The organism is Caulobacter sp. SL161 (genome assembly GCF_026672375.1).
Taxonomy (GTDB): domain Bacteria; phylum Pseudomonadota; class Alphaproteobacteria; order Caulobacterales; family Caulobacteraceae; genus Caulobacter.
Map to the genome: position 1 here is coordinate 2,063,594 of NZ_JAPPRA010000001.1, position 25,982 is coordinate 2,089,575.

25 protein-coding genes and 1 pseudogene are annotated in these 25,982 nt (G+C 66.2%); 19 read left to right on the forward strand and 7 right to left on the reverse strand.

The features are described 5' to 3' along the window. Positions 1 to 20 precede the first annotated feature (20 nt). From OVA11_RS10100 to OVA11_RS10110, 3 genes are all read right to left on the reverse strand, one after another. Positions 21 to 1,118: a 3-deoxy-7-phosphoheptulonate synthase gene (locus tag OVA11_RS10100; protein ID WP_268067257.1), complete on the reverse strand. Its 1,098-nt coding sequence runs from the start codon at positions 1,116 to 1,118 to the stop codon at positions 21 to 23. Positions 1,119 to 1,214: 96 nt separating this feature from the next. Then, complete coding sequence (locus OVA11_RS10105; protein WP_024265711.1) at positions 1,215 to 1,298, reverse strand: hypothetical protein; 84 nt, start codon at positions 1,296 to 1,298, stop codon at positions 1,215 to 1,217. Between the two features lie 111 nt (positions 1,299 to 1,409). Continuing rightward, positions 1,410 to 1,727 carry a hypothetical protein gene (locus OVA11_RS10110; RefSeq protein ID WP_268067258.1) on the reverse strand — a complete coding sequence of 106 codons (318 nt, stop codon included), beginning with the start codon at positions 1,725 to 1,727 and terminating at the stop codon, positions 1,410 to 1,412. Positions 1,728 to 1,949: 222 nt separating this feature from the next. Between OVA11_RS10110 and OVA11_RS10115 the strand changes: the two genes are divergently transcribed. Further along, entirely contained in the window at positions 1,950 to 3,545 is a 1,596-nt protein-coding gene (locus OVA11_RS10115) for a methyl-accepting chemotaxis protein (RefSeq protein ID WP_268067259.1), read from the forward strand. A gap of 119 nt (positions 3,546 to 3,664) precedes the next feature. On the opposite strand, the gene OVA11_RS10120 is transcribed toward OVA11_RS10115, so the two are convergent. Next, on the reverse strand, positions 3,665 to 3,931 hold the full coding sequence (locus tag OVA11_RS10120; RefSeq protein WP_268068938.1) for a hypothetical protein: 267 nt from the start codon (positions 3,929 to 3,931) through the stop codon (positions 3,665 to 3,667). Between the two features lie 122 nt (positions 3,932 to 4,053). On the opposite strand from OVA11_RS10120, the gene ccoN reads away from it, so the two are divergent. From ccoN to hemN, 11 genes are all read left to right on the forward strand, one after another. Next, on the forward strand, positions 4,054 to 5,700 hold the full coding sequence (gene ccoN, locus OVA11_RS10125; protein ID WP_268067260.1) for a cytochrome-c oxidase, cbb3-type subunit I: 1,647 nt from the start codon (positions 4,054 to 4,056) through the stop codon (positions 5,698 to 5,700). Between the two features lie 8 nt (positions 5,701 to 5,708). Beyond that, positions 5,709 to 6,452, forward strand: coding sequence for a cytochrome-c oxidase, cbb3-type subunit II (gene ccoO, locus OVA11_RS10130; protein ID WP_268067261.1), 744 nt, complete (start codon positions 5,709 to 5,711; stop codon positions 6,450 to 6,452). Next, positions 6,449 to 6,616, forward strand: coding sequence for a cbb3-type cytochrome c oxidase subunit 3 (locus OVA11_RS10135; protein WP_096033060.1), 168 nt, complete (start codon positions 6,449 to 6,451; stop codon positions 6,614 to 6,616). The genes ccoO and OVA11_RS10135 overlap by 4 nt, the downstream gene beginning before the upstream one ends. Continuing rightward, on the forward strand, positions 6,616 to 7,482 hold the full coding sequence (gene ccoP, locus OVA11_RS10140) for a cytochrome-c oxidase, cbb3-type subunit III (protein ID WP_268067262.1): 867 nt from the start codon (positions 6,616 to 6,618) through the stop codon (positions 7,480 to 7,482). The genes OVA11_RS10135 and ccoP overlap by 1 nt, the downstream gene beginning before the upstream one ends. A gap of 5 nt (positions 7,483 to 7,487) precedes the next feature. Next, positions 7,488 to 8,978, forward strand: a complete 1,491-nt coding sequence (gene ccoG, locus OVA11_RS10145) for a cytochrome c oxidase accessory protein CcoG (protein ID WP_268067263.1) — start codon at positions 7,488 to 7,490, stop codon at positions 8,976 to 8,978. After that, on the forward strand, positions 8,975 to 9,475 hold the full coding sequence (locus OVA11_RS10150; protein WP_268067264.1) for a FixH family protein: 501 nt from the start codon (positions 8,975 to 8,977) through the stop codon (positions 9,473 to 9,475). Before ccoG ends, OVA11_RS10150 begins: the two co-directional genes overlap by 4 nt. Further along, positions 9,472 to 11,646: a heavy metal translocating P-type ATPase gene (locus OVA11_RS10155; protein ID WP_268067265.1), complete on the forward strand. Its 2,175-nt coding sequence runs from the start codon at positions 9,472 to 9,474 to the stop codon at positions 11,644 to 11,646. Before OVA11_RS10150 ends, OVA11_RS10155 begins: the two co-directional genes overlap by 4 nt. After that, positions 11,643 to 11,810, forward strand: coding sequence for a cbb3-type cytochrome oxidase assembly protein CcoS (gene ccoS / locus OVA11_RS10160; RefSeq protein ID WP_268067266.1), 168 nt, complete (start codon positions 11,643 to 11,645; stop codon positions 11,808 to 11,810). The genes OVA11_RS10155 and ccoS overlap by 4 nt, the downstream gene beginning before the upstream one ends. Before the next feature lie 130 nt (positions 11,811 to 11,940). Next, positions 11,941 to 12,585 (forward strand): OmpW family outer membrane protein, encoded by a 645-nt coding sequence (locus OVA11_RS10165; protein ID WP_268067267.1) that lies wholly within the window; start codon positions 11,941 to 11,943, stop codon positions 12,583 to 12,585. Positions 12,586 to 12,766: 181 nt separating this feature from the next. Further along, positions 12,767 to 13,534 carry a transcriptional activator FtrB gene (gene ftrB, locus OVA11_RS10170; protein ID WP_268067268.1) on the forward strand — a complete coding sequence of 256 codons (768 nt, stop codon included), beginning with the start codon at positions 12,767 to 12,769 and terminating at the stop codon, positions 13,532 to 13,534. A 44-nt stretch (positions 13,535 to 13,578) separates the two neighbouring features. Further along, complete coding sequence (gene hemN, locus OVA11_RS10175; RefSeq protein ID WP_268067269.1) at positions 13,579 to 14,943, forward strand: oxygen-independent coproporphyrinogen III oxidase; 1,365 nt, start codon at positions 13,579 to 13,581, stop codon at positions 14,941 to 14,943. Here the strand turns inward: hemN and OVA11_RS10180 are convergent. After that, entirely contained in the window at positions 14,940 to 15,686 is a 747-nt protein-coding gene (locus tag OVA11_RS10180; protein WP_268067270.1) for a Crp/Fnr family transcriptional regulator, read from the reverse strand. The two genes, hemN and OVA11_RS10180, sit on opposite strands and share 4 nt — an antisense overlap. 36 nt (positions 15,687 to 15,722) lie before the next feature. Here OVA11_RS10180 and OVA11_RS10185 point away from each other — a divergent pair, with 36 nt between their 5' ends. From OVA11_RS10185 to OVA11_RS10205, 5 genes are all read left to right on the forward strand, one after another. After that, the gene (locus OVA11_RS10185) at positions 15,723 to 17,786 is read left to right on the forward strand and encodes a TIR domain-containing protein (RefSeq protein ID WP_268068940.1); all 2,064 of its coding nucleotides are present in this window, start codon (positions 15,723 to 15,725) and stop codon (positions 17,784 to 17,786) included. Continuing rightward, positions 17,783 to 18,190: a hypothetical protein gene (locus tag OVA11_RS10190; protein WP_268067271.1), complete on the forward strand. Its 408-nt coding sequence runs from the start codon at positions 17,783 to 17,785 to the stop codon at positions 18,188 to 18,190. The genes OVA11_RS10185 and OVA11_RS10190 overlap by 4 nt, the downstream gene beginning before the upstream one ends. Before the next feature lie 9 nt (positions 18,191 to 18,199). Next, positions 18,200 to 19,945: an adenylate/guanylate cyclase domain-containing protein gene (locus tag OVA11_RS10195; protein ID WP_268067272.1), complete on the forward strand. Its 1,746-nt coding sequence runs from the start codon at positions 18,200 to 18,202 to the stop codon at positions 19,943 to 19,945. Between the two features lie 265 nt (positions 19,946 to 20,210). Next, on the forward strand, positions 20,211 to 20,429 hold the full coding sequence (locus OVA11_RS10200; protein WP_268067273.1) for a hypothetical protein: 219 nt from the start codon (positions 20,211 to 20,213) through the stop codon (positions 20,427 to 20,429). Positions 20,430 to 20,452: 23 nt separating this feature from the next. After that, complete coding sequence (locus OVA11_RS10205; protein WP_268067274.1) at positions 20,453 to 20,872, forward strand: hypothetical protein; 420 nt, start codon at positions 20,453 to 20,455, stop codon at positions 20,870 to 20,872. Between the two features lie 5 nt (positions 20,873 to 20,877). Here the strand turns inward: OVA11_RS10205 and OVA11_RS10210 are convergent, their stop codons facing one another. Both OVA11_RS10210 and araD1 read right to left on the reverse strand, forming a co-directional pair. Further along, positions 20,878 to 22,014: an aldose epimerase family protein gene (locus tag OVA11_RS10210; RefSeq protein WP_268067275.1), complete on the reverse strand. Its 1,137-nt coding sequence runs from the start codon at positions 22,012 to 22,014 to the stop codon at positions 20,878 to 20,880. A 40-nt stretch (positions 22,015 to 22,054) separates the two neighbouring features. Beyond that, positions 22,055 to 23,065: an AraD1 family protein gene (gene araD1 / locus OVA11_RS10215; RefSeq protein WP_268067276.1), complete on the reverse strand. Its 1,011-nt coding sequence runs from the start codon at positions 23,063 to 23,065 to the stop codon at positions 22,055 to 22,057. 173 nt (positions 23,066 to 23,238) lie between these two features. Here araD1 and OVA11_RS10220 point away from each other — a divergent pair, with 173 nt between their 5' ends. Further along, a complete protein-coding gene (locus OVA11_RS10220; RefSeq protein ID WP_010919296.1) occupies positions 23,239 to 23,985 on the forward strand; it encodes a FadR/GntR family transcriptional regulator in 747 nt (248 codons plus the stop codon). A 171-nt stretch (positions 23,986 to 24,156) separates the two neighbouring features. After that, positions 24,157 to 25,960 (forward strand): annotated as a pseudogene (locus OVA11_RS10225) (IlvD/Edd family dehydratase). Positions 25,961 to 25,982: the final 22 nt, after the last annotated feature.

Here is a 25,982-nt window from a genome sequence, read left to right on the forward strand (position 1 = left end):
TGGAGGCAGGGCGTTTGGGGCTAGACGCCTCGCGCCAGGCGACCTGCGCGAACCGCGTCCGCCAGGTCGTCCAGCAGCCGCACCGAGGTTTCCCAGTCGACGCAGGCGTCGGTCACCGACTGACCATAGGTCAGGGCCTGGCCTTGGACGATATCCTGCCGGCCGGCCACGAGATTGCTCTCGATCATCACGCCCATGACCGGCGAGGCGCCGGTCGCGACCTGAGCGCAGACGTCGGCGATCACGGCGGGTTGGTTCTCATGTTTCTTGCCGCTGTTGGCGTGGCTGACATCGACCATCAGGCGCGGCGGCAGTCCGGCCTTGCTCAGAACCTCGGCGGCGGCGGCGACGCTGGCGGCGTCGTAGTTCGGGGTCTTGCCGCCCCGCAGCACGAGGTGGCAGTCGCCATTGCCCGTCGTCGTGGCGATCGCCGCGCGACCCTCTTTGGTGACGGCCAGGAAGTGGTGCGGCTGGGACGCGGCCATGACGGCGTCGACGGCGATCTTCACATCGCCATTGGTCCCGTTCTTGAAACCGACAGGGCAGGAAAGGCCTGAGGCCAGTTCGCGGTGGATCTGGCTTTCGGTCGTGCGGGCGCCGATCGCGCCCCAGGACACCAGGTCGGCGATGTACTGCGGGGTGGTCACGTCCAGGAACTCGCAGGCAGCGGGCAGGCCTTGGGCGCTGACGTCCAGCAGAACTCGTCGCGCCAGGCGCAGGCCGTCATTGATGCGGAAGCCGCCGTCCAGGCCCGGATCGTTGATCAGGCCCTTCCAGCCCACCGTCGTGCGTGGCTTTTCGAAATAGACCCGCATGATCACTTCCAGCTCGCCCGCGTGGCGCTCGCGCTCGGCGGCGAGGCGGCGGGCGTAGTCGATCGCCGCCTTGGGGTCGTGAATGGAACAGGGGCCGATGACCACGACGAGGCGGTCGTCCTGGCCATGCAGGATCTGATGAACCGCCTGTCGCGCTCCGCCGACGATCTCGGCCACTGACGAGGTGGCGGGAGCTTCTCCGATGACCTGAGCCGGCGGACTCAGGGTCTGGAGTTTCTCGATCCGCAGGTCATCGGTCGGAACGGGCAGGGTGACGAGGTGAGCGGTGGACGTGGACGGCATTGGCGCGACTCCGGAAAACTTGGAGGTCCGGCGGCCAACAAAAAAGCCGCCCGGGGGACCCCTGGCGGCTGGTGAAGACATTCGATGGCGCTGATCTCAGGCCAAACGACACCCTCCCGGCGCCAGAGGCGTCGGATAGCTAAAATACCAAAACTGCTGTTGGCAGGCGGCGAGGGTCATCAATGAGAGCCTAGACACAAGATTCGCGGATGTCACGCCCCCAGGACCATTTTCGGCGCATGGGGGCGCGCCAGAAGGAGGGAGCCGTCGGGGAGACGGCTCGGTTCAGGCTTAGGGCTTGGTCGACAACGCCTTCAGATCGGCGTCGACCTTGGCGACCATTTCGTTGGTGATCTGCCCCTCGGCGTAGGCTTGCAGTTCCCGCAGGCTCATGGACTTGAACTGCTCGTAAGCGGGGTGCTTGGCGAGGGTCGGCAGGGTCTTGTCCAGGGCCGCCTTGGCGGCGGGGTTGGCGACGACTGCTTCCAGCGGCGTGTCGGCGGAGAACGCGTTCGCCGAGGCGGGGGGCGGCGGCGGGGCGGCGTTCTGGGCCAAGGCCGGCGTGGCCAGAAGGGCGGCGAGCACGAGGCCGGTCGCAATACGCATCATGGAGCTCCGTTTCGAGAATGGAGTCCTAGAGGACAGCAGGCCGTGGCTCCGGGTCAAGGCAAAGCTTGACGACAGTCGCGGCGCTGTTGACGCGCGCCAAAACCGAGCCCTGCCTTGACGCTACGTAGACACGCGTATGCGACAAAATACGCGTGATCGCACTGAAGTCACGGACGGTTAATCCCTAGATCCAATGCTTGGCCGGAATCTCCAGGGGCGGCCATGATCGAGTTCGACAGCATTGAGGCGCAACGGCGCACAGGCGGAAAACTGGTCTTGGCCTGCAATGCGGCGATGGTGGCGTTGACGCCACTGGCCAGTCTTATCGCGGGCAATGCGGTCGCGAAACTGGCCGGAATCGCCACGGTGCTGGCGCTCATGGCGTTCGTGGCCTACCGGGTCGCGGCGGATCATTTTGGCCAGCGCTTGGTGTCAGCCCTTGTTCTGATCGGACAGGTCGCCCTGTTCGTGCTCGCCTTCAGCGGCAGTCCGCTGCAGTCCGAAGCGCGCATGGCCTTTCTCGCCGCGCTGGCCCTGCTGGTCGCCTATGGCGATTGGCGGATCATCGCTGCCGGCGCGCTTGCGGTCGCAGCCTGTCATGGCGCCGCGGCGCTGGTCTCGCCGCATGCGCTGGGCGGGAGCGGGGGTCTGATGGCGACGGCCTTCGCGATTGGGGTGACGGCCGCCACCGCCTGGTCGCTGATCTGGATGACGGCCGGCGTTTCGAGACTATTCTCGACGGTGTCCGCGCGGACCCGCAACGCCGAGCGTGCGGCCGAACAGGCAGGGGAGGCGCGTGAGGCGGTCGTGGCCGAACGCAATGCGCGCGAGCAGTCCGTCGCGGAGCGCGCCGCGCTGAAAGCCGCGATGGAAGCCGAGCAGAATCTGGTCGTGACCGAACTCGACGCGGCGATCACCAAGCTTGCCGACGGGGACCTGACGTGGCGGCTGCAGCAGAGCTTCGCCGAGCGCTACGAAGGTCTGCGGGCTAACTTCAACCGGGCGCTGGAGCGCCTGGAAGCCGCCATGGGCGACGTGACCACACGCGCTTCCACCATGACCGACGGCGTCAACGAGATGAGCCGGGCCTCCGACGAGTTGGCGCGCCGGACCGAGCAGCAGGCCGCCAGTCTGATCCAGACCGCCACGGCGCTGGGCGAAGTGACCGTCGCGGTGAACGAGACCGCCGAGAACGCCCGGCAAGCCAACGCTGCGGCCGAAGGCGCGCGCCAGGAGGCCGAGCGGTCCGACCCCGTGGTCACCGAGGCTGTCGAGGCCATGACCCAGATCGAAACCTCCTCGGGTCAGATCGGTCGGATCATCGGCGTGATCGACGAGATCGCGTTCCAGACGAACCTGCTGGCGCTGAACGCCGGCGTCGAGGCCGCACGGGCCGGCGAGTCGGGGAGGGGATTCGCCGTCGTCGCTCAGGAAGTTCGCGCCTTGGCGCAGCGTTCGGCGAACGCCGCCAGTGAGATCAAGACCCTGATCAGCGCTTCGACGGCTCAGGTTTCGGCGGGGGTTGAGCGCGTTGCGCGCACGCGGGAAGCCTTGCAGCGTATCGTCGCGCGGGTCGCCGAGATCGACGGGCAGGTCAATGCGATCGCCCGCTCGGCGAATGATCAGGCGCAGAGCCTGCGCGACGTCAACACCACCGTCGGCGAGATGGACCGGGTGGTGCAGCAGAACGCCGCCATGGTGGAGGAAACGACTGCGGCCGCTCACGCCCTGCGCTCTGAGGCGCAAGACCTCAGCGACCGTATCGGCTTGTTCAAGATCACGGGCCGCATCGGCGGCGCCCGCCGTCAAGCGGCTTAGTCGGCTTCTGGTACCTGCGCTGAATCGCCTCGCGGCTGCGGGGCCCCACCAGCCAAAGCCTGGAACGCTTTCCGATCCGCGTAGGCGTTGTTCGAGTGAAGAGCCGTCTACCGTAGAGGTCAGCGCGCGGCGCAGCGCACAGCGGTCCTTTCGAGGCTCCAGTAGCGGCGGATGACCAGGGCGAGGGTCGCCAGCGTGAATCCGGCGGCGACGTAGCACGCTGGGCAATGGCCCGCGAAAGCCCAGCTGTCCTGGCTGAACGTGCAGAGGGGACCCGCCAGAAGACGCGGCGCAGCTTCACCAAGAGCGACCGCCCAGCTGACCAGGGTCAGCGCGGCGGTGAACGGAACGCTGTTGCGGACCAGAACCTCGAGTTGGGGCACCAGATCAATCTCCCATGACGCCAGGACACCATGACCCGCGCGTCGGCGGGAGGCTTTGATGCGCATCAAAGCCGGGGGAGTCGTGGCGTGACATCCAGGGGCGAGGTTCGCCCCAGGGAGTCCGTATGTCCGCAACCACACTTAGAAGCGCAGGCCCACCTGCGGGCTCAGCAGCGCTTCTCGCCATCTCCGTCGTCTGCGCCTTCCTGGCGATCCTCGGGGCTGGTCTCACCCACGATCCGATGTTCCGTCTGCAGATCGGAACCTTCGCGCTGGCCGGCGTCATCGCCGCCTTCGCCCTGAACGCCGGCCTGGCGGGCGGGACGCTGCAGGATCATCCCGATCAGTATTCAGACAACGTGGTCAAGGCGGGCGTGATCGCCACCATGTTCTGGGGCGCGGCGGGCCTTCTGGTCGGCGTGATCATCGCCGCACAGCTGTCCTGGCCGACGGTCTTCTACTTCCCGGACCTGGGCTTCCTGAACTTTGGCCGTCTGCGGCCGCTGCACACCTCGGCGGTGATTTTCGCGTTCGGCGGCAACGCCCTGATCGCGACGTCCTTCTATGTCGTCCAGCGCACCTGCAAGGCGCGTCTGGCCGGCGGCATCACGCCCTGGTTCGTGTTCTGGGGCTACCAGCTGTTCATCGTGCTGGCCGCCACCGGCTATCTGATGGGCGCGACCTCGGGCAAGGAATACGCCGAGCCCGAATGGTACACCGACCTGTGGCTGACCATCGTCTGGGTCGCCTATCTGCTGGTGTTCCTCGGCACGATCTGGAAGCGCAAAGAGCCCCATATCTATGTCGCCAACTGGTTCTATCTGGCGTTCATCGTCACGGTCGCGCTGCTCCACCTTGTGAACAACGCCGCCGTTCCGGTCGGCCTGCTGAACCACAAGTCCTACGGCGTGTTCGCCGGCGTTCAGGACGCTCTGGTCCAGTGGTGGTACGGCCACAACGCCGTCGGCTTCTTCCTGACCGCCGGCTTCCTGGCCATGATGTACTACTTCGTGCCCAAGCGCGTTGAGCGGCCGGTCTACAGCTACCGTCTGTCGATCGTGCACTTCTGGGCGCTGATCTTCATCTACATCTGGGCCGGTCCGCACCACCTGCACTACACGGCTCTGCCGCAGTGGGCGCAGACCCTGGGCATGACCTTCTCGATCATGCTGTGGATGCCCAGCTGGGGCGGCATGATCAACGGCCTGATGACCCTGTCGGGCGCGTGGGACAAGCTGCGCACCGACCCCGTCGTCCGCATGATGGTCGTCTCGATCGCCTTCTACGGCATGTCGACCTTCGAAGGTCCGGTGATGTCGATCCGCGCGGTCAACGCGTTGTCCCACTACACCGACTGGACCATCGGCCACGTGCACTCCGGCGCTCTGGGCTGGGTCGGCTTCATCAGCTTCGGCGCGATCTACTGCCTGGTGCCGTGGCTCTGGAAAAAGCCGGGGATGTACTCGAACAAGCTGATCGAGTGGCACTTCTGGATCGCGACCACCGGGATCCTGCTCTACATCGCCGCGATGTGGGTGTCGGGCATCATGGAAGGCCTGATGTGGCGGGAATACACCCCGCAAGGCTTCCTGGCCTACAGCTTCATTGAGACGGTCTCGGCCAAGCACATCGAGAACGTCATCCGGACGATCGGCGGTCTCATGTACCTGAGCGGCGCCCTGATCATGATCGTCAACATGTGGAAGACGATCGCTTCGCCCTCCGCCGCGCCGGCCGACGCTTCGGCTGCTCCCGCCACCGCGATCGCCTGAGGTCCCTGATGTCCATCTGGAAGCACCACGCCAAGTTCGAGCGGCATTCGCTGCTGCTCGTCGTCGGCATCCTCCTGGTCGTCTCGATTGGCGGCCTCGTTGAAATCGCCCCACTGTTCTGGCTGCAGGGCACCATCGAAAAGGTCCAGGGCGTGCGCACCTATACGCCCCTGGAACTGGCCGGGCGCGACATCTATGTCCGCGAGGGCTGCTACCTCTGCCACTCGCAGATGGTCCGCCCGCTGCGCGACGAGGTCGAACGCTACGGCCACTACAGCCTGGCGGCCGAGAGCATGTACGACCACCCGTTCCAATGGGGGTCCAAGCGCACCGGTCCTGACCTGGCGCGTGTCGGCGGCAAGTACTCCGACAGCTGGCACCGCGACCACCTGATCGATCCGCGCTCGGTCGTGCCGGAGTCGGTGATGCCGCCCTACAAGTTCCTGGCCGCCAATGAGCTGGACTACAGCGACATCGCTGATCGCATGAAGGCCCAGAAGACGGTTGGCGTGCCTTACACGGCCGATCAGATCACCAACGCCAAGAAGGACCTCGAGGCGCAGGCCGATCCGTTCTCGACCGACGCCGTCGCCCTGCGCGGCCGGTACGACGCCAAGGTCGTCAACCGCGACTTCGACGGCGACCCGAACAAGGTCAGCGAGATGGACGCCATCGTGGCCTATCTCCAGATGCTGGGCACGACCGTCGACTTCAAGACGTACAAGGCCCACGCGCCGGAGAACCAACGATGAGCGGTCTCTCCTACGAAACCGTGGCGCGCTTCGCGCAGCAGTTCGGGCTGATCTATTTCGGCCTGATCTTCCTCGCGGGCGTCGCCTACGCCCTCCGGCCCTCCAAGAAGGCCGAATTCCAACACGCCGCGCGCATGCCGCTGGACGACGGGGAGCAACCCTGATGGCCGACCGTAAGATCGATGACGCCACAGGCGTCGAAACCACCGGCCACGAGTGGGACGGCATTCGCGAACTGGACAATCCGCTGCCCCGCTGGTGGCTGTGGATCTGGTACGCGAGCATCGCCTTCTCGATCGGCTATTGGGTGCTTATGCCCGCCTGGCCGGGGCTTAACGGCTACACCAGGGGCTTGCTGAACAAGTCCGACCGGGCCGAGGTGGGCCAGGAGCTGAAGGCGCTCGAAACGCATCGGGGCGAGGGCGCGGCCATGCTGCGCACCGCCAGTCTTGAGCAGATCGAGAAGGATCCCAAGCTCCAGGCCTACGCCCAGCAAGTCGGCCAATCGGTGTTCGGCGACAACTGCGCCACCTGCCACGGCATCGGCGGCACGGGCTCCAAGGGCTATGCGAACCTGCGCGACGACGTGTGGCTGTGGGGCGGCAAGCTGGAGGACATCCAGTACACCATCACCCATGGGATCCGTTCTGGCGCAGAGGGCGCGCGCGTCTCGCAAATGCCCGCCTATGGCCGCGACGAGATGCTCAAGCCCGAGCAGATCGACGATCTGACCGAGTATGTGGTGAACCTGTCGCGTCGCCCCGCCGACGCCGGTGCGGTCGCTCGCGCGGCGCCTCTGTTCGAGGCCCAGTGCTCGGCCTGCCATGGTCCGCAGGGCCTTGGCAATCAGCAGCTGGGCGCGCCGAACCTGACCGACGCCGACTGGCTGTTCGGCTCGGATCGCGCCTCCATCCGCGGCCAGATCTACGCGGGCAACGGCGGCGTCATGCCGACCTGGGCCGGACGTCTGAGCCCCGAAACGATCAAGGCGCTCAGCGTCTACATCCACAGTAACGCAGGCGGTCAGTAGGGCCCATGCCCACGCTCATCGACAATACGCGCAAGCCTGACACCCGCTCGGCGGTTTCCGCCGCCGAGCGGGCCAAGGGCAAGGGCGACGCCAAGGGCGGCCTCTACAAGCCGCGTCAGCCGATCTATCCCAAGCTTGTCCACGGCAAATGGCGGATGGTGAAGTGGGCGCTGCTGATCGCCACCCTCGGCGTCTACTACATCACGCCCTGGATCCGTTGGGGGCGGCCGGAAGGCTTCCCGCAGCAGGCGGCGCTGGTCGATTTCACCGGCCGGCGCTTCTACTTCTTCGACATCCAGCTGTGGCCGCAGGAAGTCTACATCTTCACAGGCGTGCTGATCGCCGCGGCGCTGGCGCTGTTTCTCACGACGGCGCTGTTTGGCCGACTCTGGTGCGGCTACGCCTGTCCGCAAACCGTCTGGACGGACCTCTATATCGTCGTCGAGCGGCTCTTCGAGGGCGACCGTAACGCCCGGATGCGTCTGGACGCCGCGCCGCTGTCCTTCGACAAGATCTGGCGCAAGACCGGCAAGCACCTGACCTGGCTGGGCATCGCCTTTGGGACCGGCGGCGCCTGGATCTTCTACTTCCATGACGCGCCGACCCTGATCCGAACCTTCTGGATCGGCCAGGCGCCGGCGACGGCCTACGTGTCCTGCGCCCTGCTGACGGCGACGACCTACATCTTCGCCGGTTGGATGCGCGAGCAGGTCTGCACCTACATGTGTCCCTGGCCCCGGATCCAGGGCGCGATGCTGGACCAGCACTCGCTGCAGGTGACCTATCTGCGCGAACGCGGCGAGCCGCGCGGCGCGCACAAGAAGGGCCAGAGCTGGGAAGGCCGCGGCGACTGCATCGACTGCCGGCAATGCGTCGTGGTCTGCCCGATGGGCATCGACATCCGCGACGGCTCGCAGCTGGAGTGCATCAACTGCGGCCTCTGCGTCGACGCCTGCGACGACATCCTGGGCAAGCTGGGCCGGCCCACGGGTCTGATCGCCTATGACACGGACGCGGCGGTCGCCGCGCGCGCCTGCAGTCAGAAGGCGGTCTACAAGCCCGTCCGCTCACGGACCATCTACTACGCGGTGGCGCTGACCCTCGTGGGCGGCTTGACGCTCTGGTCCTTGGTCACCCGCCCAAAGGCGGACCTTCACGTCATCCGCGATCGCAACCCGACGTTCGTGCGCATGCACGACGGCGCGGTGCGCGACGGCTACACCCTGAAGATCACCAACCGCACATTCGCCGAACGTCGCTTCGACGTCACGTTCGAGGGCGTGCCCGGCGCGCGTCTGAGCCAGCCGGGCCAGACCGCCCAGCGGGTGACCCTGATCGTGCCCGCCGACCAAGTGGTCTCGGCCCGGGTCTTTGTGACGGCCCCCGCCGACGCCGACCTCGCCGCCAGCGTGCCGGCCCGGTTCATCGCCAAGTCCGGCGACGTCACCACTCAGTCCAAGACCGTCTTCCTCTCTGGAGCCGCGAACCCGCAATGACGATCGCCGCGCAATCCGTCACGACCGCCACCTCGCGCAAGGGTCAGATCACCGGCTGGCATGTGCTGATCGGGGTGGTCGCCTTCTTCGCCCTGATCATCGCCGTGGACGTGGTGTTCATGGTGCTGGCCTACCGGACCTTCTCCGGCCAGGTCGCGTCCAACCCCTATGAAGCGGGTCTGGCGTTCAACAAGACCTTGGCCCAACGTGAGCGCGAGGCCGCCCTGGGATGGGCGGCGTCTGTGGAGACCGAGAGCGCGGGCGCGGTGGTCGTGCGGGTGCGCGATCGCGCGGGACAGCCGCTTGATCGGCTTTCGGTGACAGGATCGCTCGCGCGTCCGGCTACCGAGGTCGGCAAGCAGGTGCTCGACTTCAAGCCGCTGGGCGACGGCCGCTATCGGGCCACAGCCAAGCTGGACGGCGCCTGGGATTTGCGCGCGACGGCGCGCGACGCCCAGAACGCTTTTGAGCTTGAAGCCCGCCTGGTGTCGCAATGAGCCACAGCCTCGCCCTGCATCGTGATCTAGAGGCCTTTGTCCGGCGCGACGACGCCGGGCGAGGGCGCTTTGAGCTGCTCGTGCGCGGAGCCCGCTGCGCCGGCTGCATCAACAAGATCGAGAAGGCGGTGCGCGCTCTGCCGGGCGTGGACGCGGCGAGGCTGAACCTGACGACCGGCAAGCTGTCGGTCGAACTGGCTGGCAAGATCTCTGATCCCGGGCGGGTGCTCGAAGCCGTCGAGGACCTCGGCTACCGCGCCTGCCTGTTCGACCCGGCCGAGGCCGAGGCGGCGCAGGACAAGGAGGGCAAGGAGCTTGCCCTGGCCCTCGGCGTCGCGGGCTTTGGCGCCGGCAACGTCATGATGTTCACCGTGCCGGCCTGGGCGGGCCTGTTCGGGCAGGAACTGACCCCGGCCACGCTGACGCTGATGTACTGGATGGCGGCCATCGTCGCCACGCCCTGCGCCCTGTTCGCCGCTCGCCCGTTCTTCCGGTCGGCCTGGGCGTCGCTACGACGCGGCAAGGCCAATATGGACGTGCCGATCTCGATCGGGGTGATCCTCACCCTGATCGTCAGCTTCTCCGAGACCCTGCTGGGCGGCAAGCACGCCTATTTCGACGCCGCCGTCACGCTGCTGTTCCTGCTGCTGATCGGTCGCTACCTGGATCACCGCCTGCGGGCGGGGGCGCGCTCTGCGGCGCGCGATCTTCTGGCCCTCCAGACGCCCGTCGCCATGCGGCTGGTCGATGGGGTCGAGCAGGGCGTTCCGGTCGCGGACATCCGCGTGGGCGACCTGCTGGCGGTTACGCCCGGCGAGCGCATTCCGGTCGACGGGCTGGTCGCGCAAGGCGCTTCCGAACTGGACAACGCCCTGATCACCGGCGAGACGGCGCTGGCGCCCGTCGCCGTCGGGGCCCGACTGCACGCCGGCGCGCTGAACCTGTCGGGTCGACTGGTGATGCGGGCCACCGCGCGCAGCGAAGACTCAACGCTGGCCGCCATCGCCCGACTGATGGAAGCCGGCGCCCAGGCGCGCTCGACCTATGTGCGGCTCGCCGACAAGGCCGCCGCCCTTTATGTCCCTGTGGTCCATACGGCGGCGGCCCTGACCTTCGTGGGCGGCTGGGCGCTGGGCCTGGGGCCGTGCGAGGCGCTGCTTCGTGCTGCGGCGGTGCTGATCGTCACCTGTCCGTGCGCCCTGGGCCTGGCTGTGCCGGCGGTTCAGATCGCGGCGAGCAGCCGGCTGTTTCGCAAGGGCGTTCTGGTCAAGTCCGGCGCGGCGCTGGAGCGCCTCGCGGAGATCGATCACGTGGTCTTCGACAAGACCGGCGTACTGACCGAGGGGCGTCCGGCGCTGATCGACGCGCCTGCCCACCTGGTGACACTGGCGGCGCCGCTGGCGCGCGCTTCCCGCCACCCGCTGGCGCGCGCCCTGGCGGCCGAAGCCGGCGCCGGGCCTGTCGCACAAGACTGCGTCGAGACGGCCGGGCAGGGCGTCGAGGGCGTGATCGACGGTCGCCGCGCTCGCCTGGGGCGCGCCGCCTTTGTCGGGGTCGAGGCCGGCGATGTGCGCGAGACCGAGCTGTGGTTCGGCTTCGAGAACGACGTGAAGATCCGCTTCGCCTTCGAAGATCGTCCGAGAGCCGACGCCCAGGCGGCGATCGCCCAGCTTCGCGCCCTGGGTCTGTCCGTCGAGATCCTCTCGGGCGATGTCGAGGGGCCAGTGCGCGATGTGGCGCGCGAGGTCGGCGTCAGCCACTGGCGCGCGGGCCTGACGCCGGTGGAGAAGGCCGCGGCGGTCGATGCGCTGAAGGCCCAAGGCAAAAAGGTGCTGATGGTCGGCGATGGCCTCAACGATGCGGCCGCCCTAGCCAAGGCGCACGCGTCGATGGCGCCGGGCGCGGCGGTGGACGCGGCGCAGAACGCCGCCGATCTCGTCTTCACGGGGGATGAGCTCGCTGCAGTCGTCGAGTCGATCGAGACCGCCCGGGAGTCCCGCCGTCGGGCGCTGGAGAACTTCGGCTTCTCGGCGCTGTACAATCTCGTCGCGACGCCGGCGGCGATGTTCGGACTGGTGAATCCGTTCGTGGCGGCCCTGGCGATGTCGGGCTCGTCGATCGTGGTCTTGCTCAACGCGGCGCGTCCGCGCCTCCGGAGTTTCCGCCGATGAACATCGTGCTTTTCCTGGCGCCGGCGTCGATCGGTCTGGGCGCGCTGGGGTTGCTGGCCTTCTTCTGGACGATGAAGGCGGGCCAGTATGATGACCCCAAGGGCGACGCCGAGCGGATCCTCTATGACCATCTCGACGACAAGCCGCCAGCCCGCGAAGGGTGAGCAATACTTAAGGAGCCGCAATCGGTTATGCGGCTCTTTAGTCTGACACAGGTCAAATACTAGCGGGACCAAGTCGTCCACATTCCCCTCGCGACAAGAAACAAGACGTCGCGGGAATTGGGGATAGACAATGAAGAAGCTCGCTCTTTCGCTCGTCGCCTTTGGCGCGCTCGCCGCCGGCGCCGCCCAGGCTCAAGACTTTACGCCGAACGCCAAGGGCGACCTGATCGTCCATGCGCGCCTGACGCAGGTCGCGCCGGCCAAGGACGCCGCCATCCTCACCGCCGCGGGCGCCAATTCGGGCCTGAAGGCGCATGTCGGCAACGACATCAAGCCGACCCTGGGTTTCACCTACTTCCTGACCGACAAGGTCGCCGTCGAGGCCATCCTCGGCACCACGCAGCACAACATCCGTGCTCAGGGCCCCAGCACCGACGTGCTGGTTCACAAGACCTGGGTCCTGCCGCCGGTCGTAACGCTGCAATATCACCCGCTGCCGGCCTCTCAGTTCAGCCCCTATGTCGGCGCGGGCCTGAACTACATGCTGTTCTACAGCGACAAGAACAAGAACGGCTTCACCGTGAAGGTGGACGACGGTGTCGGCTACGCCCTGCAGGCCGGCGTGAACATCAAGATGAAGAACAACTGGCTGGTGAACGCCGACGTCAAGAAGGTCTATTTCAGCACCGACGCCAAGATCAACGGCGGCGCACTGAAGGCCAAGGTCGACCTCGATCCGGTCGTCGCCTCGATCGGCCTGTCGCGCAAATTCTAACCCCCCGGCGGACGTCCCCGGTCGTCCGTCCTCTGGCTCCCCGTCGTTCGCCGGCGGGGAGCTTTTCTTTGTGCGGTCAGGACCAGACGTGACGGAGATCGTGGCGGCGATTGATCGGCGTCAAGGTCGCGCAGCCAGGAACCGCGCATGAAGGGGGTATCAAGCTGGGGAGCGCCACCTCATGTCCTTAGAAGCCCCTGATCTCCTTCGCATTCGGGCGTTGCCGCTTTTCGAAGCCGTGAACGACGGGGTTTTTGATCGGCTGATGCGCGGCGCCTTTCTTCAGCGTTTTCCGCGTGGCTCGCAGCTGACAACCCAGGGACAGCCGGACAGCTTTCTCTTCGTCCTGCTTGAGGGCGCGATCGAACTGGAAGGAAACTCCAGCGATCGAGAGTCGACCTTGGCCCTGCTATGGCCCAGCGCCACGCTATGCCTGGCTTCGATCGTTCTGGACGGTCCCAGCCTCATGACGGCCAGAACCACCAAGGGCAGTTTGATCCTCATGGTGCCGGGAGACGCTTTCAGGCAGGCGCTTGAAGAGGACGCCGGGCTGGGGCGAGCGGTGGCGGAAGAGCTCGCCGGCTGCTTCAGCGGAGCGGTTCGCTCCCTTAAGAACAACAAGCTCCGCACCGCCCGGGAGCGTCTGGTCAGCTATCTCCTGGCGCAGCATCAAAGGCAGGGCGGTGGAGCGGTGGTGAAGCTGCCTTGCCGCAAACGGGTTTTGGCCTCGCTGCTTGGGATGACGCCTGAGAACCTTTCGCGGGCCTTCGCGAGTCTCGGGCCGCATGGTGTCGAGATCGACGGCTCCACGGTGACGCTTCGCGAGCCCGAAGGCTTGGCGCAACTGGCCCGGCCGGACCCCATGATCGACAACCCGATCGGCGAGAGCTTCAGCCAGGCTGAGCGCGAGCGGCGCCGTGGCGGCCGCACCGCCATAGCAGCGCACTAGTATCGACGCCCCGGACCACAATCGCCCGCAGAGCAGCCCGCCAGATGATGACCCAGACCGTTCTTTCGTCCGTCCAACGGGCGCACGCCGAGCGCAACCTGCCGCGCTATACCAGCTATCCTACGGCCGTCGCCTTCGACGCCGCGCAAGTGACGCAAGCGCCGGACTGGTTCGCCAAGACTAGGCCGGAGGATCACCTGTCGGTCTATGTCCACGTGCCGTTTTGCCGTCGGCTTTGCTGGTACTGCGGGTGCCACACCTCGATCGCCCATACCTATGAACGGGTCGGGACCTACGCCGATGTTCTGGCGCGCGAGATCGATCTGACGGCTCGGCGGCTGGGAGAACACGACGGGCTGGCGCATCTCCACTTCGGCGGCGGCAGCCCGAACGCCCTCAGTCCCTCGGACTTCAAGCGCATGGTGGCCCAGCTGAAGACGGCGTTCCGAGTTCGACCCGGCGCAGAGATCGCCGCCGAGCTTGACCCCGGAATGCTCTCAGACGCGTTTGTCGACGCGACCGGCGAGGCGGGTGTCACCCGCGTGAGCCTCGGTGTGCAAACCTTCGATCCGACCGTCCAGGCGCTGGTCAACCGCGTTCAGCCGTTCGAGCAGGTTGCTGCGGCTGTCGAGCGTCTCCGCGCTGTCGGGGTTGGCGGCTTGAACTTCGACCTGATGTACGGACTGCCGGGGCAGACCGTCGAGAATGTCTATGCTTCGGCGAAAACAGCCGTCGCGTTGCGCCCGGATCGGATCGCCGTGTTCGGCTACGCCCATGTGCCGTGGATGAAGAAGCACCAGACGATGATCCAGGAGACGGATCTGGCGGATATCGATGGCCGGTGGGCGCAGGCGGACGCGGCTGATGCGGCGCTGACCGAGGCGGGCTATGTCCGGATCGGCCTCGATCACTATGCCTTGCCCGATGACCCCCTCAGCCGAGCCGCGGCGGAAGGGCGGCTGCGGCGCAACTTCCAAGGCTACACCGATGATCCTGCGCCAGTGCTGGTTCCCATCGGCCCCTCCTCGATCGGCCAGTTCCGTGAGGGCTTTGTCCAGAACCTGACCCCGACCGACGCTTGGGCGGCCAGGATCGCCCGAGACGAGTTGCCTTTGGGGCGCGCCCTGGCGTTCAGTAATGAGGACCGTCTGCGCGCAGCCGTGATCGAGCGACTGATGTGCGACATGACGGTCGATGTTGCAGCCATCTGTGAGGCGCATGGCTTCTCGACCGACCATCTGGCGGGAAGTCTCGCCAGTCTGGCGGCGATCGAGGTCGCCGGCCTCTGCGCCCTTGACGGCGCCGTCGTCACCATCCCTGAAGACGCGCGTCGCCTGATGCGCGTGGTCGCGGCCGCGTTCGATGACCGTCTGCCCGCCACGGTCACCCGCCACGCCACGGCTGTTTAAAGCTCTCCGCCGATCCGCTCGACCTCCTGGGCCAGCGCGTCCATGTCGAGGACATGAAGCGAGCGGCCGGTTTGGCGGGCGATCTTGAGGCCCGCCAGGCGATTGAGTTCGCGGGTCACAGGTTCGCGTTGGCTGCCCACGAGAACGGCGAGCTCGGCGTGCGTGGGGCAGGGGTGGATGATCGCCGTCCGTCCATCTTCGCTGGCGATGGAGGCCATGCGCAGCAGTTCGATGTCCACGCGGCAGGCGACCGAGACCGCTGTCAGTTCGAACAGGCGGTCCGTCAAGGACCGGGTCAGCGTAGCCATGTCCTCAAGCAAGGCGCGCATGAAGCGTGGCGAGGTCTCGAACAAGTCCCGGATCAGGCGCGGCGGCAGGCGCACGAGGCGAACGTCCTCCACGGCGACGATATTGACGGATCGGGGCAGGCCATCGATGGCTGAGATCTCGCCAAAATAGGCCCCGGGACTCAGTCGCCGATAGCCGACTTCACGGCCCGAACGCGCGTACTGGTTGGCCAGGAGCGCGCCCTCCAGGAGGAGATAGATCCCCTCATCCTGGTCGCGGCGCTGGACGATCATCTCGCCCTTGCCGAACCGCAGCTGCTCGAGGCGCGACCCCAGCGCATCGACTTCGTCGCGGCTCATGTATCGAAAGAGCTTGTTGGTCCGATAGTCTTCAGGCGTCCCCCCGTTCGGCGTATGGGTTCCGACGCGCTGAGCCGACGGAGGAATCACAGTCATCTGGTACGCTCCTGCGCTGTCGATCTGGGGGCGATGATGAATAGCCGACAACGCTACAAGGCCTTTATCAGCTATAGTCATCACGACCGCAAAGCTGCGGAATGGCTTCATCGCTCCCTGGAGAGCTATCGGCCGCCCGCCGGTCTGCGGGCCGGGCTCGGCGAGGCGTCCGGGAATGCCCTTAAGCCGATCTTTCGGGACCGCGACGAGTTATCGGCGGCGGCCGATCTGAGCGAGGCGATCCTCGACGCCTTGGATCGTTCCGACACCCTCATCATCCTTTGCTCGTCCCACGCTGCGACTTCCCGTTGGGTGGACAAGGAAGTCGCGCATTTCCTGGCGCTGAGGGGCGCGGATCACGTGATCAGCGTCATCGCGCCCGGCGCGCCCGAAGGCCTTCCCCTGATGGAGCTCCTGCCCCCGGCGTTGCGAGCGGCGCTTCCCGAGGGCGTCGAACCGCTGGCCGTGGATCTGCGGCAGGACGCTGACGGCCGCAGGCTGGCGAAGTTGAAGATCGCCGCGCGGCTGTTGGGGGTCAGCCTTGATCGGCTGGTGCAGCGTGACGCGCGTCGGAGGCTACGTCTGATGACAGCGGTAAGCGGTGTTGCTTTGGCGATCACTGTCGGCATGGGGGCGATGACCGTCTTGACCTTGAAGTCGCGCCAGATCGCGCGTGAGCAACGCGACGAGACCGAGGCGCTTGTCGCCTACATGCTGGGAGACCTCCGTGAGCAATTGGAGCCCGTCGGTCGGCTCGACCTCCTCGACGGCGTGAGCGCCAAGGTTCTGGCGTACTACGCCAAGGCGCAAAGCGATCAGCTCGACGACAAGGCGCTGGCTCAGCGGGCCAAGGCGCAAACCCTCCTGGGCACGATCCGTGAGCAGCGCGGAGATCTGGAGGGCGCGCAGGACGCCTTCGCCCAGGCCGCCGCGACCACGCACGCCCTGGTGGAGCGGTCTCCCAATGATGGCGATCGGGTCTTTGACGAAGCCCAGAACGTTTTCTGGCTCGCCTATATGGAATGGCGTCGGGGCGAGATCGCGCAAGCCGAGCGTGGTTTCAAACGCTATGCCGAGCTTGCCCAGCGCCTCGTCGTGATCGATCCCAATCGCGCGGATTGGCGCATCGAGGTGGCCTACGCCAAAAACAACCTCGGCACGCTGCTCTTTGAAGAGGGACGCGCCGGTGAGGCGCTGGCGTCGTTCCGCGCTGCGTTCAACATCTTCGAGGCTGAGCGTCTCAGGGCTCCGACCGACAAGCAGCGACTGATGGACTCGGCGAACGCGCGGGCTTGGGTGGCCGACAGCCTTCTCCTGATGGCCAAGCCGCGCGAAGCGTTCGCCGAACGCAAGGCCGCAGCCGAGCTGCTGGCGAAGGGCGAGGCGGCCTTCCCGACAGACCAGAGACTGGCGGCCAAAAGCGTCGCCACGCAGCTGGGCCTGGCCCGGCTTGAACTCGACTTGGGTCGCGTCGCAGAGGCGCGGAGTCGGTCAAAGGTCGCGATGAACCGTTTGCGGGAGTTGGCGGCTCTGGACCCCACCAACACGCGCTGGCGGGAGTATGTTCTGGTCGGGGAGCTGGACCTTATCGACTTCGCGATCTGGTCTGGTCAACCGGTCCAGGCAAGGTCGCTGCATGCTGCGGCGCTCGCGAATCTGGCGCGAACCCGAAAAGGCCAGGAGGGTGGGAGCTGGCGTCCCGATCTTGACGGACGCTTGGCCCGCCAGGCGGTTGTTCTGGCCCTGAGCGTGGGTGATGTCGCGACCGCCAAAAGGGCGGCCGAGAGCCTTGTCGAGGCTTTGGAGACGTCGAAGGGGGACCGCGAGACAGCGTTTGGTCGCACTGATCTTCTCGGCTTGGCCCAATTGGTCGACGGAAAGCCCAGCGCAGCCATCAAGGCCCTTTCGCCACGCCGCAATGCGTTGCCGCCGGCTAGCCTGGATGTTCTGGCGCGCGCTTATGCGGCGGTCGGCGAACGGGAGACGGCCGCGCGGATTGTGCGCGACCTCAAACAAGAGGGATACGCGCATCCGGGATTTGTTGCGTTTTGGCGAGAGTCGCCCGCAGGTGGGCCCCCTCAATCGGGAGTGCTGAAATGACCGAACCAACACCCGGAAAAGTTGTCGAGCTCGTCATTGGCCTGGACGAGAACTACTGCTTCATGAACTTTGTGGATCCGCGACGGCCCAGGCGCCTGTTTCTGGATCTGACCGAGCGCTGCGAACTGGTGTTTACGCTTAGCGATCAGCTCATCAATGCGGGCTGGTCGTTTCAGCGGCGACCCATCGAGGTCCATCGCGATTTCGGCGTGAACTTCTCGAGCTATGTCTGGGTGCCTTACTCGATCGACGGCGGCGATCCGGCGCCGCGTTCCCGTTTCAAGATCATCTATGAGGATCAGCGGATGGGCGAGTACACCTATAGTCTGCTGATGATGGACTCGCGCGGTCAGAAGATCGACCTTGATCCGGACATCGAAAACGGCGCGGGCCGCATTCCCTGATCCCGGCTGATGTTTGACCGCGAGCATGTGGTCGCCCTCATAGGGCGAGGCGAGGTTCTCGCGGCCTACGACATCGCCCGCGCTGCGCTGGAGACCGGGGAAGGCGGCAACCAAGCCGCCTATTTCGCCGTGTTATGCCTCGCGCGGGCTGGAGCCCTCGATTTCGCGCGGTTGGAATATGCGCGGCTTGGGTTGGGCCATACCAACGACCATGACGCGGTCGCGCTTGGCGCGCGCCTGCTCAAGGATGTTGCGCTGGCGACCCGGGGGGCTCGGCGGGCGGCGTTCGCCAAGGCGTCGATCCGCCAATACGAGAAGCTGTTTCGACTGTTTGGCGGCATCTACGGGGCGATCAACGCCGCGACCATGACGCGCGTCGCCGGCGATGCGTTGAGCGCCGCAGAGCGGGCGAGGGCGGCCTTGGCGATGCCCCCGCCGGCGGGTCTGACGGGGGAGGGGGCCTATTACGACGCGGCGAGCCGCGCCGAAGCGCTTTTCTTGACCGATGATCTAGATGCGGCCCGTGACGCCATGGCCCAAGCCATTGCGCTCGCGCCGAAAGCCTATGCGGCGCATGCCTCAACTCTGCGGCAGTTCGATATGCTGTGTCGCGAGGTCGGCGCGGACACCGCTTGGCTCGAGCCCTTTCGTGCGCCGGTTTGCGCCCACTTCACGGGGCACATTCTCGACATGTCGGGCGTGGCGTTGCGCGGCCCGGCGTTGCGCCAGCGTGTTGATGAACTGCTCGCAGCTGAAAAGGTCGGCTTCGGCTATGGAGGATTGGCGGCGGGCGCTGACATCATTTTCGCCGAGGCGCTACTGGCCGCAGGCGCTGAACTCCACGTCGTGCTGCCTGTCGAGCGAGAGTCGTTCATCGCGGTGTCGGTCGCGCCTTTCGGCGAGGCCTGGGTGAAGCGTTTCGAGCACTGTCTGTCTAGAGCCACCTCAGTGCGATACGCGTCTGCGGATCCCTATCGCGGCGATGAACAGGTCTTCGCCTATTCGAGCCAGTTCGCCATGGGTTGCGCAGTCCTGCGCGCCCAGACGCTCTCGACCAAAGCCGTGCAACTGGCGATCTGGGACGGGCATACGGGCGCCGGGCCGGCCGGGGTGCATGCAGACTTGAGTTATTGGTCGCGGAGCGGGCGTCATCGCGCCGTCATCCCGATCGAGCGACCGGCGCCTAGGCCCCGGACCTCGGGCGATGCGACCGACCCCCGTCGCGCGATGAAGGCGATGTTGTTCGCCGACATCCAGGGATTCGGCGCGCTGCGCGACGATCAGATTCCTGTCTTCGTAGATGGGGTACTGGGGACCCTGGCGCGGGCGATCGAGACGCTTGCCGCTTCACCGGTCCATGTCGAGACATGGGGCGATGGGCTGTTCCTGGTGTTCGACGAACCGATCGACGCCGCCTTGGCGGCGCTGGCGCTTCTGGAGGCGCATCGGGCGCAGGACCTGCGAGCCCTGGGACTGCCTCGAAGTCTTGGGCTTCGTATCGGCGGCCATTATGGACCCGTGCACCTGCGCACCAATCCCCTGACCAAGGCGCCCGCGGTCATGGGCGCTCACGTGGTGGTGGCCGCCAGGATAGAGCCTGATGTCGCGCCGGGCTCGGTCTATGTCAGCGAGGCGTTGGCGGGGGCCTTGGCGACCTTCCATGGCGACAAGGTCCGCTGTGGCTATGTGGGACGTACCCAAGGGCGCAAGGGGTTTCCCGCGACGCCGATCTTCAGCCTGACCCGTGTGATCTAGGCGCATTTTCGACGCCGGATCGGCGGGCTGTGCAAATCCTCACATCCAGACGGCGTCATCTCGAACACTCTGCAGGCGTCGACCGCGTCGCGCCTTGTGGAGACGAAACGGTTCGCGCCTTCCCAGAGGCGGGATCCGCCGGACTACGCCAGGGGTGGTGGTCGCGTGAACCGACTGCGGACCTGGCCACCCGCCGGCTGGGTCCGCCTTTTCGAGATTGCCATGGCGTGACGTTGGTTGCGCCAACCGCGCAGAGGAGCCGAGCATGAGCCTGGACCAAGATTTGATCTCGAACTCGGCGATCGCCGCCGCGCGCGAAGACAGCGCCTCGGAGGTGGCTTCCACGTTCCTGCGCCACGCGGTGAATGTCTGGGCTCGTGAGCATGATCTGACGGGGGAAACCCTGTCGGGCGTGGTCAACGATGTCCTGCGCTACGCGACGACGACGATCAACGAAGTCCGGTTTGGTCGAGGTGGGGTCTAGGGCCTCAAACTTCGTAGGGTAGGGTGATGGAGAGTCTCGCCGCCGCTGGCCAGGCGCACCTGTGGGTGAAGCTGCTTTGGCTGTTGTCTGTCGCGGGTGCGACATTCCTGGTCGTGCGAGCGATCACCGCGCATGGGCGTCTCGGTGAGATTCAGAACGCGCTGCGGCGCGCGATTGATCAGCGCGACGAGGCCCTTGTCGCGCTCAAGCACAGTCGCCAGACCATCGCCGAGCTCGAGCGACGACTCGCCGTCCAAGGTGACAGCATCCGGTTGAGCATGGCCGTGATTGACGAGCGCCTGGCCGACGCCCGGCGCGCGAAGGCGCGGGAAGCGCGCATCAAGCGCCTTCTGGCCTCTGATCCGCGTGCGGGGGAAAGCCGCGTGGAGACGGCGCAGCGCCTGATCGACGAGGCGCTCAGAGAGCCGCGCACTTGGTCCTGACCGCGCTAGCGGTCGACGCTCAGTCGGAGCACCATCGTGTTGTGGTAGGTCTGGCCGGGATCGAGCCGCGTCGATGCGAATTGCGGCTTGTTGGGCGCATCCGGAAAATGCTGCGGCTCCAGTGCGATGCCGTCGCCCTGGCGGTACATCTTACCGCTCTTGCCTACCATCAAGCCGTTCATGAAGTTGCCGGCGTAGAACTGCAGGCCGGGCTCGGTGGACAGGACTTCAAGGGCCCTGCCGCTCTTGGGATCTGACAGGCGTGCCGCCAGTCGCGGAGCGCCACCCGACGGTCCGTTCAAAACGTAGTTGTGATCGTAGCCGCGCCCGATGACCAACTGGGGATCGCGCGCATCGCGGATGCGGTCCCCGACCACCGCCGGTTTGCGGAAATCAAAGGCGGTCCCGGCCACAGGGCTGACCGCGCCGGTCGGGATCAGTTCAGAATCGACCGGCGTGTAGCCATCCGCAGGAATGGTCAGCACATTGCCCATCGCGCCTTCAGGAGCGCCTTCGCCGGCCATGTTGAAGAGCGCGTGGTTGGTCAGGTTGACGATGGTCGGCTTATCGGTCGTCGCGCCGTAGGTGATCGTCAGCTGGTTCTGTTCGTCCAGCGCATAGGTCGCCGTGACAGTCAGCGTGCCCGGATAACCCTCTTCGCCGTCGGGACTCACATAGCCGAACGTCACGGATGCGACCGGACCAGTCTTGGTCTCCAGCACCTTCCAGACCACCTTGTCGAAGCCCTTGACGCCGCCGTGCAGCGCCGCGACGCCGTCGTTGTTCAGCGCCAGTTGGTAAGTCTTGCCGTCCAGGCTGAAGCGCCCCTTGCCGATCCGATTGGCGAACCGCCCGACGCTGGCCCCGAAGTAGCTGTTGTTGCTGGCGTAGCCAGCGGCGTCTGCGAAGCCTAGGGCGATGTCCGCTTTTTCGCCGTCGCGCCCCGGCGCGATCAGTGACTGCAAGGTCGCGCCATACGTGATCACCGTCGCGCTGACGCCGGCGCCGTTGGTCAGGGTGAGGGCCTCGACCGCCTCGCCCGATGGAAGCTTGCCGAAGGGCTTCCGCGAGAGCTCGGCCGCCTGGACCCCGCCAGCGAGCATCAAGGTCGCGCCGCACAGGGCGATGGTCTTGAGCGTCATCTTTCTCTCCCTTGTTGTCGTTCTTGGCGGTCGGACCGCTCTACAGTGACTTGACCGTCGTCATACGTTTGGGCGCGCGCGCCAGACGGTTGCGTGCGGGGTAGTGGAACGGCGTCGCCTCGATCTCGAAGATATCGCCCTCCTGAGCTTGGAAACCGGAGGCGAAGGAGAGCGTGCCGGTCCCGAAGAAGTGGACATGGAGGTCGCCAGGGCGCCGGAAAAGATCGTACTTGAAGTGATGGTGCTCAAGGTTGGCCAAGGCGTGGGACATGTTGCCTTCGCCCGATAAGAAGGCCTGCTCCCAGGCCACCTCACCATCGCGGATGATCCGGCTTACGCCATGAACCTCGTCGGGCAGGCGGCCCGTCAGGAGCTCAGGACCGAGCGCGGCGTTGCGGAGTTTGGAGTGCGCCAGCCAGAGATAGTTTCCCCGTTCCACGACATGGTCGGAGAACTCGTTGGCGAGGCAATAGCCCAGGCGATAGGGCGTACCGTCGGGACCGACAATGTACACGCCGGCGATCTCCGGTTCCTCGCCGCCGTCTTCGGCGAAGGCGGGGGAGATCAGGGGGTGACCTGGAGCGACCAGTTGCGAGCCGTCGCCCTTGTAGAACCATTCGGGCTGGACGCCGATCTCGCCAGCGGGCGGTTTGCCGCCGGCGACGCCCATCAGGAACATCCGCCGGGAGTCTGTCAGCGGCTCGTCCGCGCCTCCTTGATGTGCGAGGGCGGCCTTATGCATCTGGTCGCGACTCTCAGCAGATCCCAGGTGAGTGAGGCCGGTTCCCGTCATCAAAAGGTGAGCCGGATCCGGATGGTCGATGGGCGCCAGAACGCGGCCCTCAGCGAGCGCGGCGTCAAAGTCGACCGTTTCGCCCAGAGGGCGGGCCTGAGCCGCCTCGGAAAGCGTCGCATCAACCCGTATGGCGACCTGGGCGAGCTCATAGAGCGTATCGGCGACCTCGACACGGCGCGCCCTGCGCGAGTTGTCGATAGCGACCAGCCGCCGCTCGCCCTTCGGCGTCTTCAGCTGCGCGAATCGAAGCACCACCGGCCTGATCTCCCGAGATCAACAATAGTCCGACAAATAACGGCCTCAGCTGATGTGTCAAACCGGGGTGGCGGCGGCTGGTCGAATTCCCTTGTTCTGGACGGGGCACTCTTCCTAGAGTCCCGTCGCGCGGGCCTGCTGGTCCCCGCTGAACATTCTGGAGCGACGAGCGGGTGGCCAAGGCGAGGGGCGAAGAGGCGGGCGGCGAGATCGAGCGCGAAGACGTGGCCTCCGGTCGTCTTCATGGAGCGATCGCCCGTTCGCTCGGCGCGGCGATCGTCTCGGGCAAGCACCAGCCCGGCGATATTTTGACCAACGAGATAGAGGCCAGCGAAAGGCTCCAAGTCTCGCGCAGCGCTTATCGCGAGGCCATCCGTATTCTGGCCGCCAAGGGTCTGGTGGAGAGTCGGCCGAAGACCGGAACCCGCGTCAGCCCTCGCGCGCGCTGGCGCCTGCTGGACCCGGAGGTCTTGTCCTGGTTTTTCGAGTCCGAGCCGAGCGAGTCCTTTCTGCAGGAGCTTTATGAGCTGCGCATGATCGTCGAGCCCGCCGCTGCGGCTTTGGCGGCAAAGCGTCGCGACCAGGGGCAACTGGAACGCATGCGCGCGGCGCTGGTCGTGATGCAGCACGAGACGCTTGCCACCGAAGCGGGGCAGGCGGCCGATCGCGATTTCCACGACGCGGTGCTGGAAGCGACGGCGAACGGACCGCTCTACACCCTCAGTAGCAGCATCGGCGCTGCGGTGCGCTGGACCACGATTTTCAAGCAGCGCTCGCGCAATCTCGCGCGCGATCCCGTCCCGGATCACTGGAAGGTGTTCGACGCCATCGCCGCCGGACGCGAGGATCAGGCGCGTGAGGCGATGGAGCGGCTCGTGACTCTGGCCCTGGACGATACGCGCGCGTCGATGAAGGCTTAAAGGCGTGGGGCAATCTCGCGCCTCCAAAAGGCGCAGCCTCCGCATTGACGCTCTAGGGTGTCCGGTATAGTCAGACAAATGCGATAAGCGAGGCGGTGGTGAGCCGACGCGGCCATGCCGGGTCCTTCTCCGACGGTCGCGACCGCCGGTTTCTGCTCCTCAAGGGTTGTCATGAGCGTCCCTAACGTCCCCCGCCGCGCGCTCCGTTCGCGGGCCTGGTTCGACAATCCGGACAACATCGACATGACGGCGCTTTATCTGGAGCGCTACCTGAACTTCGGCCTGACCCTTGAGGAGCTGCAGTCGGGCAAGCCGATCATCGGCATCGCCCAGACGGGCTCTGATCTCTCGCCGTGCAACCGGCATCACCTGGTGCTGGCCGAGCGCGTGCGCGAGGGGATCCGCAGCGCCGGCGGCATCGCGCTGGAGTTTCCGGTTCACCCCATCCAGGAGACCGGTAAGCGGCCCACGGCGGGCCTTGATCGCAACCTGTCGTATCTGGGCCTTGTCGAGCTGTTGTACGGCTATCCGCTGGATGGCGTGGTGCTGACCATCGGCTGCGACAAGACCACGCCGGCCTGCCTGATGGCCGCGGCGACGGTCAACATTCCGGCGATCGCGCTGTCTGTGGGTCCGATGCTGAACGGCTGGCACAAGGGCAAGCGCACCGGCTCGGGCACGATCGTCTGGAAGGCGCGCGAGATGCTGGCCGCCGGCGAGATCGACAACGCCGGTTTCATCAAGCTCGTGGCCAGTTCCGCGCCCTCGACCGGCTATTGCAACACCATGGGCACGGCCACGACGATGAACTCGTTGACCGAGGCTCTCGGCATGTCGCTGCCCGGCTCCGCCGCTATCCCGGCGCCATATCGCGACCGCCAGGAGAACGCCTACCGCACCGGTCTTCGGATCGTCGAAATGGTGGCCGAAGACCTCAAGCCTTCGGACATCCTGACCCGCGAGGCGTTCCTGAACGCCATCGTCGTCAACTCCGCGATCGGCGGCTCGACCAATGCGCCGATCCACCTCAACGCGCTCGCCCGCCACATGGACGTGGACCTGGCGCTCGAGGACTGGGAGACGGCGGGCAAGGACGTGCCGCTGCTGGTCAATCTGCAGCCGGCTGGCGAGTATCTGGGCGAGGACTATTACCGCGCCGGCGGTGTGCCTGCGGTGTTCGGGCAACTGATCGCGCAGGGCCTGATCCACGAAGGCGCCAAGGCGGTGTCGGGTCAAAGCATCGGTGAGCAATACCGGGGCGCCGTCATCGAGGATGAGGACGTGATTCGTCCGTTCTCGCGTCCGCTGGTGGAGCGCGCCGGCTTCGCGATCATGCGCGGAAACCTGTTCAACTCCGCGATCATGAAGACCAGCGTGATCAGCGAAGAGTTTCGCGCGCGCTACCTTTCGAACCCCGACGATCCCGACGCTTTCGAGGGAAATGCGATCGTTTTCGACGGGCCCGAGGATTACCATCACCGTATCGATGATCCGACGCTGGGGATCACCGCAAACTCCATCCTGTTCATGCGCGGCGCAGGCCCGATCGGCTATCCGGGCGCGGCCGAGGTCGTGAACATGCGAGCGCCGGACTACCTGATCAAACAGGGCATCCACCAGCTGCCGTGCATCGGCGACGGCCGCCAGTCGGGCACTTCTGGATCGCCTTCGATTCTAAACGCCTCGCCCGAAGCGGCGGCTGGGGGGGGGCTCGCCTTGCTGCGGTCCGGGTGATCGGGTGCGGTTCGATCTGCGAAAGTCCCGCGTCGATGTCCTGGTCTCAGCCTCGGAGGTCGTCGAGCGGCGCAAGGCGCTCGAGGCCGCCGGCGGCTATGCGTATCCGGAGAGCCAGACGCCTTGGCAGGAAATCCAGCGCGCCGTCGTCGGCCAGATGGATACGGGCGCCGTGCTTGAACCGGCGGTGAAGTACCAGCGCATCGCCCAGACCAAGGGCCTGCCGCGCGACAACCACTAGGTCATCGCGGGTTCCCGTCGTC